Source organism: Methylohalobius crimeensis 10Ki, assembly GCF_000421465.1.
GTDB lineage: Bacteria > Pseudomonadota > Gammaproteobacteria > Methylococcales > Methylothermaceae > Methylohalobius > Methylohalobius crimeensis.
On the sequence record NZ_ATXB01000001.1, the window covers coordinates 1,736,614 to 1,752,319 of the forward strand.

Annotated in this window: 13 protein-coding genes; 8 read left to right on the forward strand and 5 right to left on the reverse strand. The window is 57.9% G+C overall.

The genetic code is table 11. The annotated features are described in order from the left end of the window. On the reverse strand, window positions 1-966 hold the full coding sequence (locus H035_RS0108715) for an HpcH/HpaI aldolase/citrate lyase family protein (RefSeq protein ID WP_022948602.1): 966 nt from the start codon (window positions 964-966) through the stop codon (window positions 1-3). A 154-nt stretch (window positions 967-1,120) separates the two neighbouring features. Here H035_RS0108715 and ndk point away from each other — a divergent pair, with 154 nt between their 5' ends. From ndk to der, 7 genes are read left to right on the forward strand one after another with little or no spacing between them, the layout of a single operon-like run. After that, window positions 1,121-1,552 (forward strand): nucleoside-diphosphate kinase, encoded by a 432-nt coding sequence (gene ndk, locus H035_RS0108720; RefSeq protein ID WP_022948603.1) that lies wholly within the window; start codon window positions 1,121-1,123, stop codon window positions 1,550-1,552. A gap of 1 nt (window position 1,553) precedes the next feature. Further along, a complete protein-coding gene (gene rlmN / locus H035_RS0108725) occupies window positions 1,554-2,669 on the forward strand; it encodes a 23S rRNA (adenine(2503)-C(2))-methyltransferase RlmN (RefSeq protein ID WP_026596421.1) in 1,116 nt (371 codons plus the stop codon). Beyond that, entirely contained in the window at window positions 2,666-3,442 is a 777-nt protein-coding gene (gene pilW, locus H035_RS18940) for a type IV pilus biogenesis/stability protein PilW (RefSeq protein ID WP_022948605.1), read from the forward strand. The genes rlmN and pilW overlap by 4 nt, the downstream gene beginning before the upstream one ends. After that, a complete protein-coding gene (gene hisS / locus H035_RS0108735; protein WP_022948606.1) occupies window positions 3,439-4,773 on the forward strand; it encodes a histidine--tRNA ligase in 1,335 nt (444 codons plus the stop codon). Before pilW ends, hisS begins: the two co-directional genes overlap by 4 nt. A gap of 11 nt (window positions 4,774-4,784) precedes the next feature. Further along, window positions 4,785-5,438, forward strand: coding sequence for a YfgM family protein (locus H035_RS0108740; protein WP_022948607.1), 654 nt, complete (start codon window positions 4,785-4,787; stop codon window positions 5,436-5,438). Next, window positions 5,435-6,706, forward strand: coding sequence for an outer membrane protein assembly factor BamB (bamB, locus tag H035_RS0108745; protein WP_022948608.1), 1,272 nt, complete (start codon window positions 5,435-5,437; stop codon window positions 6,704-6,706). The genes H035_RS0108740 and bamB overlap by 4 nt, the downstream gene beginning before the upstream one ends. A gap of 7 nt (window positions 6,707-6,713) precedes the next feature. Continuing rightward, window positions 6,714-8,123 carry a ribosome biogenesis GTPase Der gene (gene der, locus H035_RS0108750; RefSeq protein ID WP_022948609.1) on the forward strand — a complete coding sequence of 470 codons (1,410 nt, stop codon included), beginning with the start codon at window positions 6,714-6,716 and terminating at the stop codon, window positions 8,121-8,123. Here the strand turns inward: der and H035_RS18945 are convergent. The 3 genes from H035_RS18945 to H035_RS0108765 form a co-directional block, all read right to left on the reverse strand. Further along, window positions 8,120-9,811: a GTPase gene (locus tag H035_RS18945; RefSeq protein WP_022948610.1), complete on the reverse strand. Its 1,692-nt coding sequence runs from the start codon at window positions 9,809-9,811 to the stop codon at window positions 8,120-8,122. The genes der and H035_RS18945 overlap by 4 nt on opposite strands. A 179-nt stretch (window positions 9,812-9,990) precedes the next feature. After that, on the reverse strand, window positions 9,991-11,751 hold the full coding sequence (locus H035_RS0108760; RefSeq protein WP_022948611.1) for a GTPase: 1,761 nt from the start codon (window positions 11,749-11,751) through the stop codon (window positions 9,991-9,993). Beyond that, window positions 11,751-12,443: a DUF2959 domain-containing protein gene (locus H035_RS0108765; protein WP_022948612.1), complete on the reverse strand. Its 693-nt coding sequence runs from the start codon at window positions 12,441-12,443 to the stop codon at window positions 11,751-11,753. Before H035_RS0108765 ends, H035_RS0108760 begins: the two co-directional genes overlap by 1 nt. 266 nt (window positions 12,444-12,709) lie before the next feature. On the opposite strand from H035_RS0108765, the gene H035_RS21775 reads away from it, so the two are divergent. Continuing rightward, the gene (locus H035_RS21775) at window positions 12,710-13,474 is read left to right on the forward strand and encodes a PEP-CTERM sorting domain-containing protein (RefSeq protein ID WP_152485997.1); all 765 of its coding nucleotides are present in this window, start codon (window positions 12,710-12,712) and stop codon (window positions 13,472-13,474) included. A gap of 84 nt (window positions 13,475-13,558) precedes the next feature. On the opposite strand, the gene H035_RS0108775 is transcribed toward H035_RS21775, so the two are convergent. Then, complete coding sequence (locus H035_RS0108775) at window positions 13,559-15,517, reverse strand: Ig-like domain-containing protein (protein ID WP_200861537.1); 1,959 nt, start codon at window positions 15,515-15,517, stop codon at window positions 13,559-13,561. Between the last annotated feature and the right edge of the window lie 189 nt (window positions 15,518-15,706).

Below are 15,706 nucleotides of genomic sequence, written 5' to 3' on the forward strand. Positions count from 1 at the left end.
TCAGCGGGAACGGGCGTTGATCTGTTCGATTTTAGCCGTCAGGTTTTGCGCCATCCGGATGGAGGCGGCATCGATCAGGCGACCGTCCAGGGACACGGCGCCTTTGCCTTCGCGCGCGGCCTCTTCCATGGCGGCGAGTATTCTGCGGGCGCGCTCGACCTCCTCGTCGGAGGGAGTGAAAACCTGATTGGCCAGGGAAATCTGGGAGGGATGAATCGCCCATTTGCCTTCGCATCCGAGCGCGGCGGCGCGACGGGCGGCGGCCAGATAACCGTCGGGATCGCTGAAGTCTCCGAACGGGCCGTCGATCGGGCGCAGCCCGTTCGCTCTGCAGGCGACCACCATTCGAGCAATGGCGAAATGCCACTGATCCCCCCAATGGCTCTCGCGTCGATCGCTGGAGGAAGCATCGGTGAGCATCGCGTAATCGGGGTTGGCACCTCCGATATTGGTGGTCCGGGCCTGGATGGAGGCGGCGTAATCCGCCACTCCGAATACCAATGCTTCAAGCCTCTCCGGACAGGCCCGGGAAATTTCCTTGACGTTGTCCATGCCGGCGGCGGTTTCAATCAAGGCGTGCAAATTGATCGGCTGCCAACCTTTCGCCTGCTCGATTTGATCCAGCAGGGTGGCCACGAAATAAATATCTTCCGGCCCGTTGACCTTGGGAATCAGAATCGTATCGAGTTTATCGCCTACCTGTTCCACCACCTCAACCAAGTCGCGGTAGCAGTAGTGCGTATCCAGCCCGTTGATGCGGACCGATACCGAGCATTTGGACCAGTCCAGGGAACGGAGCGCCTCGATTACGTTGTGGCGAGCCTCTTCCTTGTCGTCGGGAGCCACCGCATCCTCCAGATCGAGAAATACGACATCGGCACCCGCGTCGGGGGCCTTGGCCAACATTCTGGGATTGCTGCCGGGAACGGCAAGCTCACTGCGATGAAGGCGATTTTTTATGGCCATATTTTTTTATCTGCTTGTTAAAAAACCAATCATTATACGACGTCTGATAGGGTAAATGGATTGAAACCCGCGTTCGAAGAAACGATCAAAGCAATAATTTTCCCGCTTTTCGGTTAAAATATTCTATTTATCCAACCAACTTAATGAGGAATGTATGGCGATAGAGCGCACTTTGTCCATTATCAAACCAGATGCGGTGGCCAAGAATGCAATCGGTGAAATCCTGGCCCGCTTCGAAAAGGCCGGCCTGGCGATCGCCGGGGCGAAAATGCTTCACATGACCCGCGAACAAGCCGAAGGATTTTATGAAGTCCACAAGGACAAACCTTTCTTCGGCGAATTGGTCGAATATATGATTTCCGGCCCCGTCCTGGTTCAGGTTCTGGAAGGCGAAAACGCTGTCGCCATGAATCGCGAAATCATGGGGGCCACCGACCCCAAACAAGCCGCCTCCGGCACCATTCGGGCCGATTTCGGCAGCGGCATCGAAGCCAATGCGGTGCACGGTTCCGACAGCCCGGAAAACGCTGCCAGGGAAATTGCTTATTTCTTCAATGAAAATGAAATCTTCCCCCGTTTCGCTTGATTTGAATTCAAGCCCGAAAGATACGGCGCCTATCGACCTGCTTGGCCTGAATCGTCAGGCCTTGGAGGCTTTTTTTGTCCAACTGGGGGAAAAGCCGTTTCGTGCCCGCCAGGTCCTGAAATGGATTCACGGGCACGGAACCACCGAGTTCGATGCGATGACCGATCTGAGCAAGACCTTGCGCGCCCAGCTGCGGGAACGGTGCAAGCTGGTCCTGCCGGAAGTGGCCCGTTCCCAGGCATCCCGGGACGGGACGGTCAAATGGCTCATGGCGCTCGAAGACGGCAACCGCATCGAAACGGTGTTCATCCCCGAGGAGAAGCGCGGCACCCTTTGCGTTTCCTCCCAGGTGGGCTGTGCCCTCAATTGCGCTTTTTGCGCCACCGCCCGCCAGGGCTTTAGCCGGAATCTCAAGGCTTCCGAGATTATCGGCCAGCTTTGGCATGCCTACCGCGCATTGGGTGAAGGGCGCATCACCAATGTGGTTTTGATGGGGATGGGCGAACCGCTGCTCAATTTCGATGCGGTGGTCGACGCCATGGATCTGATGATGGATGATCTGGCCTATGGCTTGGCCAAGCGCCGGGTGACGGTGAGCACGGCCGGCTTGGCGCCGGCCATCGATCGCCTGGCCGAAGCCTCCGCCGCCAGCCTGGCCATTTCCCTCCATGCCACCACCGACGAACTGCGCGACGAACTCGTGCCGATCAATCGCAAATACCCCCTCGCGGAGCTACTCGCCGCCTGTCAGCGTTTTATCCAGTCGGATAAACAACGCGGCCGCAAAATCACCTGGGAATACGTCATGCTGGATGGCGTCAACGACTCGGCGGCCGACGCCAGGCGCTTGGTGAAACGGTTGAGCCGGATTCCCTCCAAGATCAATTTGATTCCGTTCAACCGTTTTGCCGGCACCCCGTATCGGCGCTCCACCCCGCAAGCGATCGAACGTTTTCAAGCGATTTTGGTCGAGGCCGGATTCCTCACCACGGTACGCCGCACCCGGGGCGAGGATATCGACGCCGCTTGCGGGCAATTGGTCGGCAAGGTACAAGCCAAATCCAGACCCCGCCCCCGGCATTCCGTGCAGGCGCTGCCGGTGGAGGCGGTGAAATGATCCGACTTTTCCTGGCGGCAGGAAGCGCATTGCTTGTGGCAGCCTGCGCCGGCAGTCCGTCGTCCCGGGACGAGCATTCCCAGCGGCAAAAGCTGTCGCAAATCTACGCGGAAAAGGGGGCTGCCTATTTGTCCGAGGGCGAGGTGAAAGTCGCGGTGATGGATCTTCGCAAAAGCCTGAAGTTCGATCCCGAAAACGCCTCCGCCCACGGCACCTTGGCCATCGTATACGAACGACTGGATATGCTGGACGAAGCCGAAAAACATTACCGCCATGCAGCGGAGTTGATGCCCGAGGATTCGGCGATCGTCAATAATTACGGGCGGTTCCTCTGTCGCCAGGGACGCTACGAGCAAGGCCTCGAGCTGCTCGCCAAGGCGGGCTCGGACAAACTTTACAGCGAACGCTGGAAACCCTTGACCAACGCCGGCGAGTGCGCGCTGGCCGCAGGGCGCCCGAAAGAGGCGGAAAGGTATTTGCGCGAGGCGCTCGACCTCAACCCGAATGCCGCGCCCACCCTCAAGTCGATGACCAAGCTTCAAACCCTCCAGGGGCAGTATTTATCGGCGCGGGGTTTTCTGCAACGCTACGAGGCGGTCGCCCCGCCCACCCAGGAGACGCTGCGCCTGGGCTATCGAATCGAATCCGCCCTGGGGGACCGCCAGGCGGCCCAAGCCTATCGCGAGCGTCTGGATACCTTCTCTCTCCAGAAAAAAGACATGGATCATTCCACCAGTCAAAACGCGAAACCCGACCCAACGGAAAAGGAATGAGTACTACTTCCAAAGCTGCGAAACAGAACCGAAAATCGCCCCGGGGAAAACTGCAAGCCGTGCGGGGCATGCACGACATTTTATTTGACGAGACCCATTTATGGCGCGCGGCGGAAGCGATCTTAGTCCAAGGACTCCAAAGCTACGGCTATCAGGAAATTCGTCTGCCCAGTGTGGAGAAAACCGAACTTTTCAAGCGCTCCATCGGCGAGGTAACCGATATCGTCGAGAAGGAGATGTATACCTTCGAGGACAAAAGCGGCGAATCGCTCACCCTGCGCCCGGAAGGAACGGCCGGCTGCGTCCGCGCATTGATCGAGCACGGACTGCTGCGAGGGCAAAATTTACGGCTGTGGTATCTGGGCCCCATGTTCCGCCACGAACGTCCCCAGAAAGGCCGCTACCGCCAGTTTCATCAACTCGGCGTGGAGGCCCTGGGACATTCGGGGCCCGACGTGGACGCCGAATTGATCTTGCTCAACTGGCGCTGGTTCAAGCGGCTGGGACTGGAAAACAAGGTGGAATTGCAGCTCAATTGCCTCGGCACCCTGGCCGAGCGCCGGATTTACCGGGAAGCGTTGGTGGCTTACTTCCGTGCCCACGAGCATGCGTTGGACGAAGACAGCCGGCGGCGATTGACCGCCAATCCGTTACGGATTCTGGACAGCAAGCACCCCGACATGCAGGCGCTGATCGAAGGGGCGCCCCGGCTGCTCGATTATTTGGGCGAACAATCGCGCGCCCATTTTCGCGGACTGACCGCGCTGTTGGAGGCGGCGAGCGTCCCTTACGTCCTCAATCCTCGCTTGGTGAGAGGCTTGGATTATTATTGCCTGACCGTCTTCGAATGGGTCACCACCGAACTGGGCGCCCAAGGAACCGTCTGCGCCGGCGGCCGCTACGACACGCTGGTGGAGCAATTGGGCGGCCCGGCCACGCCCGCGGTGGGCTTTGCCTTGGGGATGGAACGACTGCTCGCCTTGCTGGCCGATTCTCCCTTGGCCGACGCCGTGGAGACGCCCCAGATTTATCTGATCCGGGTCGGCGCCGAAGCCGAGCGTGCGGGGTTGATTTTGTCCGAACGCTTGCGCGATCGATTCCCGGATCTTCGCCTAACCGTGCATTGCGGCGGCGGCAGTTTCAAAAGCCAATTCAAGAAGGCGGATAAAAGCGGCGCCTTGTATGCGCTGATTTTGGGGGAAGAAGAGGTAGGGGCGACCGGCGGGTCGCCCCTACGCGTCGGCATCAAACCTCTGAGGACTTTGGCGGAGCAAAGCACGGTCTCCCAGGAGCAATTGTTCGATTTTATCCAACAACGATTTTTCTCATAACGAGGAGAGGTATGGCTACCCATCTGGAAGAAGAAGAACAGGTCGAGGCGCTCAAACGCTGGTGGAAAGAAAACGGTGCCTCCGTCATCGGGGGGATTGTCTTGGGATTGGCCGGTATCTTCGGCTGGAATGCCTGGCAAAACCATCAGCAAGCTCAAGCCGAACAGGCTTCGGAGCTTTATGCGCAACTGGTCGACGCGGTCCAAAACGGAAAATTCGATTTGGCCGAGGGACTGAGTAAACGCCTGACCGGAGATTTCGAACGAACCGCCTACGCGGATTACGCGCGCTTGCTACAAGCTAAAGCCTGGGTCGATCAAGGCTGGCCCGAAGAGGCCAAGCCCTGGTTGGAGTCGGTTTTGAAGGGTTCCAAGGACGTCGATTTACAGCACCTTGCCAGGCTTCGATTGGGTCGGATTTTGCTGGCCATGGAAAAACCCGAGGCGGGTTTAAGCCTGCTGGATTCCGCGAAAGTCGGAGATCCCGGGAACTTTGCCGGTCACTACGAAGAAACCAAAGGTGATTTGTATTACGCCTGGGGGAAACGCCAGGAGGCTCGCGAAGCCTATCAGAAGGCCATTGCCCTGGGGCGAGATCATCCCTATTTGCGGATGAAGCTGAACGACCTGGGACCGGAAGCATCGGGGGAACTGACGCAACCATGATCCGACCCATCCGCCAGTCTCCCCCCCTCCCTTGCCCTCCCCCCGTTGGGGGGAGGGTTGGGTGGGGGGTCGGCCCATCCCTTGTGCTCCTGGGCGTTTTGGCTTTGTCCCTGAGCGGTTGTCAGTCCATGGGAGCCGCCTTCAGCAATACCGTTTCCGGAACCATCGACATGGTCATGGGGGGAGGGGATACTACCGAACCCCCCAAGCCATTGGAGAAGATCGAGCCGGAAATCGAAATCGAAACCGTATGGGACGAGGACGCCGGCGCGGGAGACGGCGGACAATGGCTGTCTTTGGGCGTGGCCGGGAAGGGCGATCGGCTTTATGTCGCCGACCACGAAGGGCGCGTGACGGCGTTTAACCTCCAAACCGGAGACGAAATCTGGCAAGTGGATACCGGCTTGGCGCTGTCGGCGGGGCCTGCGCTGGGGATGGGGAAGGTCCTCCTCGGAACCATTGAAGCTCAAGTGGTTGCCTTGGACCAGGACTCCGGAGAACGCCTATGGACCGGCCAAGTGTCCAGCGAGGTTCTGGCGCCACCGCGAGCGGGTCGAAAGGAAGTGGCGGTGCATACGGTGGACGGTGCGGTATTTGCCTTGGATATCGATTCGGGCGAGCGGCTATGGAGCACGGACCAGCAGGTATCGCCCCTTTCCCTGCGCGGTCTGGGCGCCCCGGAAATCCTGGAAGACAAGGTTTTGGTCGGATTTGCCAACGGCCGCATGGCCATGATGCGCCTGTCCGACGGCAAGGTCGACTGGGAGAAACAAGTGGCCGTCCCCAGCGGAATGTCGGAGCTGGAGCGGGTGGTGGACATCGACGCCACGCCCGTGATTCGCGACGGCATGGTCTACGTGACCGCCTATCATGGCGGCGTGATCGCCGCCACCCTGCTGGACGGGGAAGTGATCTGGCGCAACGAGGAGATTATCGCCTCCGCCTCGCCGACCATCACCTGGCGTTACCTATTCGTCACCGATACCGACAGCGATGTCTGGGGACTCGACGAAACCACCGGCCGGACCTACTGGAAACAGGCCGCTTTTCACCACCGCCGGTTGACCGCGCCAGTCCCTTACGGCGAGTGGCTGGCGGTGGGGGATTACAAAGGCTACGTCCACTTTCTGGCCCAGGAGGACGGTCGTCAGGTGGGACGGGAACGGGTTTTCCGCAGCCCCATTCGTACGCCGCCGGTGGTGATCGGAGACGTGTTGATTGTTTATAGTTCAGGCGGCGATGTGGCCGTATTGAAAGTTGAACACTGATTTGCAAATGCCCCCCATTCCCGTCGTCGCCCTGGTGGGCCGTCCCAACGTTGGGAAATCCACCTTGTTCAATCAGTTGACCCGCAGTCGGGATGCATTGGTGGCCGATTACCCGGGACTCACCCGGGATCGACGCTATGGACGCTGTCAACGCGGCGAACGGGATTTTCTGGTGGTCGATACCGGCGGCATCATGACGAATGCCGAGTCGGTGGACCAAGCGATACTGCGCCAGGTTACCCAAGCCTTGGAAGAGGCGGACCTGGTGTTATTCGTGGTCGACGCCCGGGAGGGATTGACCGCGGCCGACGAAGAGGTGGCCGACCAATTGCGTCGCTTGGGCAAACCGGTATTGCTGACGATCAACAAAATCGACGGGGAAGATCCCGCCATCGCGGCGGCCGAATTTTCGGGTTTGGGATTCCGCGATCCGATTTTGACCTCCGCCGCACACAACCGCGGTTTGGCCAAATTACTGGCGCGACTCGAGGAACAGCTCCCCGCCCCTTCGGTAATTCCGGAAGCCTTGGAAGCGGCCGATGAAAGCATCCGAATCGTGGTGGTCGGGCGTCCCAATGTGGGCAAGTCGACCCTGATTAACCGCCTCCTGGGGGAGGAACGGGTGGTGGTGGCCGATTTACCCGGCACCACGAGGGACACCGTCGCGGTGCCGTTTGAGCGCGACGGACGCCGCTATACTTTGTTCGACACCGCCGGCATCCGGCGCCGTTCCCGGGTGGACGAGGCGGTGGAAAAATTCAGCATCATCAAGGCGATGCAAACCATCGAGCAGGGGCACTTGGTGATCTTCCTGATCGACGCGCGGGAGGGCGTGACCGATCAAGACGCCCGCCTGTTGGGTTACGTGCTGGAAGCCGGCAAAGCTTTGGTGATCGGACTCAACAAATGGGACGGATTGGACACCGATTACAAGCGCCGGCTTAGAACTCAGCTGGATACCAAACTGCAATTTTTGGATTTCGCCGAAAAGATGCCCCTCTCCGCTTTGCACGGCACCGGCGTGGGAGAACTATTCGATCGGATGCCGATCCTTTTCGAACAGGTCCGGGCGGAATTATCCACGGCGCTTCTGACCCGCATTCTGCAGGAGGCCACCGAACGCCATCCGCCGCCCCTGGTAAAAGGTCGCCGAATCAAACTCAAGTTCGCCCATCAGGGCGGGAAAAATCCTCCCGTGATCGTGATCCACGGCAATCAGACCGACAACCTCCCTGCCGAATACAAGCGCTATCTCAACCATATTTTCCGGAAGCGGTTGAAAATTAAAGGCACGCCCATTCGCCTGGAGTTCCGATCCGGGGACAATCCTTTCGCCGGACGCTTCAACAAATTGACCGAACGCCAGATCCGAAAACGGCACCGGATGATGCGGCATGTCAAAAAGAATAAACGTTAGCCGGCCACCAGCATTCGGCTAAATAAGGCTTTCACTTCCTCCGACCGAGGCGGCGATTCCATCTCGTAATCCCTTTCTTTTTTTTCCTCAAGCGCCTGGATCAATCGCGTGCCCTCGCCGGCCAGGTCGCGTTGCTTTTCTTTCAAGGACTGTAAATCTTGTTCCACCCGTTTGGAAGCCCTTTCGAAACCTTGGGCGATGCCTTGCCGAATGCCTCGGAGAGCGGTTTTTTCCAGGGAAGGGGTGAGCAAGCGGTGGAGCAAATAGGGAATCAGCCAAGCCAAACCGATCAACAAGAGACTATGCACGGCGAAATTCACACCCAAATACGAACTTTCCCCCATCCATCCTTCATAGTAGCGAAGAACCAGTTGATACCCCACCAAGCCGCTGGCGGCCAGGGGCAATAAATAACGAAGCACTCCGAACAGACGGAGTCCGCTCCGCTGGAGCCAGTGGCCCGGGGTGGACAAGGATCGGCGCAGGGAGGTTTGCACGCTATCGATCAGAATCTCCTGGAGCTCGTCGCGGCAGGAGGAGAGGGCTTGGCGCAGCGGTGGGCCCGGCAATCCCAAATCTTCCGCTTCCAGGATCAAGCGCTCCAAGGCATCGAGGAGACGGGTCTGGATCCAGGCATCCCAAAGCAGCGTCTCCGATACGTCGCTTTTCAACTCTCCGGCGGATTGGTCGGTTTTCTTCCTTTTCTTGCCTTTTCGATCGATCCGACCGGGACCGATCACCTCCCTGGCAAGGGCCTGCATGGGCCATTCCAACCCCGGTCTAAGATCTTCCAGGGTATGTTTCCAGATTTTCCGCCAGCGATCCTGCAAGCGATCCAAAGTCTTGGTTTCTCCGAGCCTCTCCAACAAGGCGTGCGCGCGATCGCTTACGCGCTGCAGCCGCAGTTGCTCATTCCGGTTCGTCAACTGTTCAACGCCGTGCGCCCGGACCAGGGCAGTAAGGATTTCTTCCATTTTCCCGAAGTCGTCGGGTTTGCGCCGGTCGAAATCGGGGCGGCTGTCGCAACGCAGGACAATGGGGTCGTTGAAGCCCGCCGATCGGAGCTGGCCGCTGAAATCTTCGATCTGCTCTTCCCAGCCTTCGTCCCAATGGTTCATCACGAACAAGAAGGCGTGGCCCTGGCTTTGCTCCAGCAGCAGACGCCAACCGGCATCGTCCCGGTAGCGCTCCGGGCTGACCACATAGATCAAAACATCGATGTAGGGCAATAGATCGAGCACCAATTCGCGGTTGGCTCGCTCGATGCTGTCGATATCCGGCATGTCGATCCAGACCACTTCCCGCCGGTTGGCATTGGAATGGCGGGAAACGCGAACCCGGTCCAGGGGTAATTCCGGGGGCATCCGTTCGAGGGGAACGGCCTCATGCAAATAAAAAGTGACTTCGCGGGAAGTGGGGCGTTCGATCCCGGTGGTCGCGATCGCCTCACCGGCGAGCCGGTTGAGCAGGGTGCTCTTGCCGACTCCCGTGCCGCCGAAAAAAGCGGTCACCAAGGGGCGTGCCGAATCCGCTCTGGCGATCTCTGAATCATCGAACAAATCGGCGGCGGTGGGGTTCGACAAATGGGTCAGGGAATCGGCCGCCGCGGGGGAAATCCAGCCTTGCTCGATCAGCCGGCCGGCCCATTCCTGGATGCGTTGTTCCACTGCTTCGGGGCTATTCTGCATGGGTTCGAATCTTTAATGACTTTTGACACTGGTAACGAGCCAAGATCGAGCGGGAATGTTCCGCGACACGCTGTGAATACCTCCTTGTACGCTCGTATCGCAGCCTCCCTGCTGCGAACGGCCGCGGAACATTCCCGCTCGATCTTGGCTCGCGCTGCATCGATCGAATATCGGGCCGATCAAAACAGCTTAAGTCCATAGGATTTTTCCTTGAGTTGCGCTTCCACCTGCGCCAAGGTCTCCTCAGGGATTCGGAAACGAATGGCCGGATCCACTTGTTCCGCTACCGAAGCGATTTCCCGGCGCAATCGATTTTGGAGCAAACGTTTGACCGCCTCCAGTTGGGTGCGCTTGAGATCCGCCGAGACGCGATCCATATATTTACCCAGCGCACTTTCGGCCATCAAGGAGGTCATGGAAAGCACCGCCGGGGCGAGCACGAAATCGTGGGGACCGATCCCGCCGGTCTGAAACAGCAGCGCCAATCCCGCGGCATCGGCGGTGGCCCGGGCGGCGCGCAGGCTGTTGAGGGTGGCGGGCATTTCCTTGAGACGCTGGTAGAGACTTTGGGCGGCAGCTTCCACCTGGGGCTGGAAAGCTCGGTAATACGCCGAGGCTTCTTCTTCGAAAAGGGTGTTCAAGGCGGGTTGAGCCGCTTGATAATGACGCGATACTTCCTGCCACCAATGTTCCATCAAGCCGTCGCTATGGGTTTGTTCTCTCAAGGCCGCCTGGAGTTGCAGCAAGGCGTGTTCCACACTGCGGCGGAGGATAAGCAGTTCCTGAATATTCTCGCCGCTACGTCCCGGACGGCGTGAGAACAATGCCTTCACCGGCCAGGTAACCGCCTTGCGGAAGAGCATCATGGGCCGCGCCAATCCCGGAATCTCCAGCAGGGTCAGCAGTTCCGCCAGGGCTCGCTGAAAGGTTTCGTAGGCCAGGGGATGATCCAGGTAATCGTGGCGATAGATCTCCAAGGCCTGTCCCAAGGCCCCGTTGATCATCTCCTGCCAGGATTGTTCCGCCGCCAGTTCCGCCCGAACCGGCCGGGTCCACGCTGGCCAATGGCGGCGCATCAATGCGCGCGTCCGTTGCCCCTGACGGCGACGCGCCTTCAATGCTCGGCGCAGAGGGGAGGCGAGGGTTTCATGAAGCTTATCCGAGGCCCCTTGCAGATCTTCGAGATGTTCGTAATAGGCCAGGGTGACCACGGGGGGCGAGCCATCCTGGCGGACTTGATCCCATTTTTCCTGCCACGATTTGAGCAGCGTTTCGCGATTGGATGGGCGCAGTTTGTTGAGACAGACCAAGGTGGGTTGCGCCAGCGGCTCGATCAGGGTCAAGAGATCCCATACCGACTGGTCGGCGTATTTATCCTTGCTCACCACCAAGATCGACACGTCGGCCAGCGCCGCGGTCCGCAACACGCCCTCCAGATATTGCCGGGCACGGAGGGAGTCGAAGTCGGGGGTATCCCAGACGATACAGGAAGGCAAGGCGGAAGATGTTTCCACCCGTCGGGTACCGAAACAATCGTAGCGGTCCTTCGGCAAATCCGTTATGTCGAGTCTTCTATAACCTTTGAAGTATTCGTCCACCCAGGGCGCGGCGGGATCTTGGAGATCGTGCAGAAAGGCTTGGGGATGAATCGTATAGCCCGCCAAAGGGCTGACGCCTGCCGCCTCCTGCTTCAATATCCAATTGACCACGCTGCTCTTGCCGGCCTGGGTGGGCCCCACAACCGCGATTTGCAGAGGCAAATCGGCTTGGCGTTCGATCAATGCCTGCTTTTCCAAAGCCGCCCGGGCTAGGGAAAGGGAAGAGCCGATTCGTTGCAATTCCAGCGCAACGGGACTGGTCTCGGGCAGGCGGGCCAACAGATCTTGCTGGCGTTGATGGAGCAAATGGACGAAATCCAACAGCGACAGGGGAGAGGGCATCAGCGCTCCGCGGTCAAGGCGGGCCGGTGGTCCAAAGTATGCATGAACTGGTCGGCCTGCTGAATGGAACGTTCCATCACCTGGATCATCGAGGCGATGTCGACGCTGACGCTGATCAATTCGTGCTGCAAGGCGGCGATGGCTTGGGCGTTGAGGTTATGCTTCAAGTACAACACCTGATCCCGGAAGGCGTTCAAGACCGGATCGATCCTGCTTTCGGCCTTCCGCATCGCGCGGATCAATTGCTTGTAATGGCGCTGGGTCAGTTTGAGCTTCTGGCGGCTTTTGCCCCGCAAGGTCCGGTTGGTGTATTGCTCTAATTCCAGCTCCCACTCGTCGAACAAGGCCAGGGCCAGATTTTCGATCGTGTCGATGTGGTTATGGACCGACTGGGCCTTTTGCTCGCAGTGATCGAACTCCCGCTTCAATTCCTTGTAGAACACCGCGATATTGCCTTCCTCGATCTGAACCAGATCGGTGAATTTATCCAAAGCGGTCTGAAATTGATCCTTGGTCGCTTCCAAGCCGTCGCGGGCGTCCTCCACCCGGGTCACCAGAAAATCGCGCTTGTGGGAACCGGCAACCGACTCGGCCAGCTGATAATAAACCCGGTGAAACCGGCCGACGATCAGCTTGCCCAGACGTTGGACCAGACCGTCCCGTGGATGGCGGCGTTTGATGGGGAGGTTCATGAGTGTGTCGTTGATGAATCTAACCGGTCTGCTATTTTAGCAAACCCGGTTGCTCTTGAGCTTGCGACTCACACCTCTTAGCACCAAACTCTTCAGAAAGTGTAAAGTGTTTTTTACACAAACATAAATGCGGCCATGCAAACATTCTTCACAATATTTCAAGTTGTTGAATTTTATAATTTAAAATCAATTGGCCGGATTATTGCTTTAATGTTAGTAGGCTTAAAAAGCACCCTTAAATCTATTGCAGTTACAGGAGAAAAAGCGTGAAGAATCAACAAGCATACACTGCCATCAGGCCTACATTGATTGGAACTCTGCTGCTTGGAGCCTTTGTATTCGGAAATGCTCACGCCACCTCAATTACCCGAGCATATACAGCGACTACTGGTTGTGGCGTATCTAATTGCGGAACAAACGGTGGGATCCTGACCTTTGTCGACAGCAACTCGGATGGATCATTGAGTTCTGATCAGCTTTCAATTACGTTCGATAACACAACCGTCTCCGACGTTGTTGGTTCAGGTAGCTATGAAAATAGTTCGGTGATCACGGGCGTAGTGTTCGATATTACTGCCGATATCAACAGCTTCACTTCGTTTACGCTTGTTGACGGTGACAATAATGATATAAGCACTGACTGGCAGGTGGATCTCAATGTGGATAATAATATAACGCCAGGCAACACAGTAGTTGACTTGTCTTTTACCACGACCACCGGAATTACTGGAGGCATCTATAATTCGGCCGACCCCGGAACCGATTTGAACAACGTCTTTCCAGATGTTGCCAAATTAATTCTCACTATTGATGATCCAACTCCGTTTGAGCTATCTAGCATATCAAACGATATTCTGCGTATGCAGCGGGTAGGGACTGATGGCAACGGCAGTCTAAAAATCGAAGGACAACCTGGTAATGGCGGTAACGGCGGCGGCCCCCCCGGCGGCATCCCGGAACCCGCCCCCTTGGCGCTTCTGGCCGCCGGCCTGATCGGCATGGGATGGATGCGGCGCGGGAAACGTCAGTAAATTTTACACTTCTTTGCATAAAAAAACGCCGACATGATGTCGGCGTTTTTTTATTTGGACAGAGATACTTCAGATCATTTCTAGCTATTTCCAACGTCCATTGCTGTTCTTCACCGTCACCTGAATGGTTTGTCGAGATACATTACCGGAGGCATCTTCGGCCACCGCTTCGATGGTATGGCCACCGTCGGATTCCGGGCGGGTGTTCCATTCGTAAACCAGGTTTCTCGACGCACTCGAGGAAACCTGTTGTCCATCGATAGACAGCTGGATGCTTGCCAGACTGACATCGTCTTGAGCGCTAACCCAAATCTGCACCTTATGCCGTACCGTACTCCCATCGGAGGGGCTCAGGATTTTCACCGTGGGTGCGATGGTATCGGCATCGTCGGTAGCCGGGCTATTCTCCACCGTGACCTGAACGTCGGCGGAGATGCCTTCGTTGCCCGCGGCGTCGTAGGCATAGGCGGTCAGCGTCGCGCCGCCGTCCTGTTCCTGCGTGCTGTCCCAGCTGAATTGATAGGGCGCCGTGGTGTCGGTCCCCACCAATTGACCGTTGGCATAGAGGGTTACTTCGGTCACGCCGTGGTCGTCGCTGGCGCCGGCTTCGACGCTCACCAACCCGCTCACCACCGATCCGGCCGAAGGCGTGGTGATGGAAACGCTCGGAGCGATGGTATCGGCAACCGTGTTTTCCACCGTGACCTGAACGTCGGCGGAAATGCCTTCGTTGCCCGCGGCGTCGTAGGCATAGGCGGTCAACGTCGCGCCGCCGTCCTGTTCCTGCGTGCTGTCCCAGCTGAATTGATAGGGCGCCGTGGTGTCGGTGCCCACCAATTGACCGTTGGCGTAGAGAGTTACTTCGGTCACGCCGTGGTCGTCGCTGGCGCTGACTTCCACCGCCACCAAATCACTGACGGTGGCCCCGGCATCGGGAGAGAAAATCGAGACCGCAGGCGCTTGGGTATCGCCGGGTGCCGGCTCCTCATAAGCCGCAGATACCGCGGCAAACGCATCCACCCGGCCGAAGCCGTAGTAAGCATGCCAGTCCTGACCGGTGACCGGATCGAAAGCCGTCTGTTCGAGGATCGCTTCCACTTCGTCTGGCGTCAAGTTGGGATTGGCCGCCATGATCAGCGCCGACACGCCTGCGGTGACCGGGCTGGCAAAGGAAGTGCCGCTCCATTTACCGTAGCCTCCGCCTCGATTGGTGGTCAAAATCGACACCCCGGGCGCACTGATGTCGATGAAATCCCCATAGTTGGACCAACTGGCTTTGTTGTCGCCGCCATCGGTAGCCGACACGGAAATCAGATAGGGGTTGTCGCTGTATCCGGGATCGGAGCCGTCGTTACCGGCGGCTACGACGACGACTCCCCCTTGGCTGATCATATGCTGGGCCGCGCTGGAAACGGTCGAACTGTTGCTGACCCCATAGCTGATATTGGCCACCTTGGCGCCGTGATCGGCCGCCCAAATCAAGCCGTTGGCGATATCGCTCCAATAGGCCCAGCCGTCGCTTCGATTGGTGATCCGAACCGGCATAATGTTGGCGTTCCAAGCGACCGAGGAGACCCCATTGGCGTTGTCCGTAGCCGCTGCTACCGTGCCGGCCACCGCCGTTCCATGTCCGTGAACATCGGCGATGTCCGTGTTTTGGCTGACCGCATTCCACCCGGAGACGACTTCTCCCGCCAGATCGGAATGACTGATATCCACGCCGGTGTCGAGAACGGCCACCGTCACACCATCCCCATGACTCCAGTCCCAAGCACTTGGCGCGCTGATCTTGGGAAGGTGCCAAGCGTTATCGTACTGGGGATCATTGGGAATGGTCCCGATCGGTTCTACGAGGAAATCTTTTTCGGCGAATTTGATTTGAGGATTTTTCGCCAGCACCTTGGCAAGAGCCTCCTCGGCTTGCGGGGGAACATCGATGATGCGAACGCCGATACCTTGAATGCGTCCCCGGATTTTGCCGCCGTGTTTTTCCAGCAATTGGGCTAAACGGGACTCCGGCAATCCCGCACGGGGCTTGATCAAAAGCCGACCTTCGCGCCCGGGTGAATCAGGAGCGGCGAAAAGGGAACTGGAGAAAAGTATCGAAAAGCTTATCAGAGATGCTTTTATTCTTGTTTTATTCATGAATTGAGACATCAAGCGGCCCTCTCTAAATTAAAAATCAAAAGACACTAGAAAACTAGTCCAACCCCAATTTGGGAAAGCAGAACA

Bases quoted from the DNA above. Each gene is read 5' to 3' on its own strand.
- H035_RS0108715 (WP_022948602.1), bottom strand. From the start codon at position 966: ATGGCCATAAAAAATCGCCTTCATCGCAGTGAGCTTGCCGTTCCCGGC.
- ndk (WP_022948603.1), top strand. From the start codon at position 1,121: ATGGCGATAGAGCGCACTTTGTCCATTATCAAACCAGATGCGGTGGCC.
- pilW (WP_022948605.1), top strand. From the start codon at position 2,666: ATGATCCGACTTTTCCTGGCGGCAGGAAGCGCATTGCTTGTGGCAGCC.
- hisS (WP_022948606.1), top strand. From the start codon at position 3,439: ATGAGTACTACTTCCAAAGCTGCGAAACAGAACCGAAAATCGCCCCGG.
- H035_RS0108740 (WP_022948607.1), top strand. From the start codon at position 4,785: ATGGCTACCCATCTGGAAGAAGAAGAACAGGTCGAGGCGCTCAAACGC.
- bamB (WP_022948608.1), top strand. From the start codon at position 5,435: ATGATCCGACCCATCCGCCAGTCTCCCCCCCTCCCTTGCCCTCCCCCC.
- der (WP_022948609.1), top strand. From the start codon at position 6,714: ATGCCCCCCATTCCCGTCGTCGCCCTGGTGGGCCGTCCCAACGTTGGG.
- H035_RS18945 (WP_022948610.1), bottom strand. From the start codon at position 9,811: ATGCAGAATAGCCCCGAAGCAGTGGAACAACGCATCCAGGAATGGGCC.
- H035_RS0108760 (WP_022948611.1), bottom strand. From the start codon at position 11,751: ATGCCCTCTCCCCTGTCGCTGTTGGATTTCGTCCATTTGCTCCATCAA.
- H035_RS0108765 (WP_022948612.1), bottom strand. From the start codon at position 12,443: ATGAACCTCCCCATCAAACGCCGCCATCCACGGGACGGTCTGGTCCAA.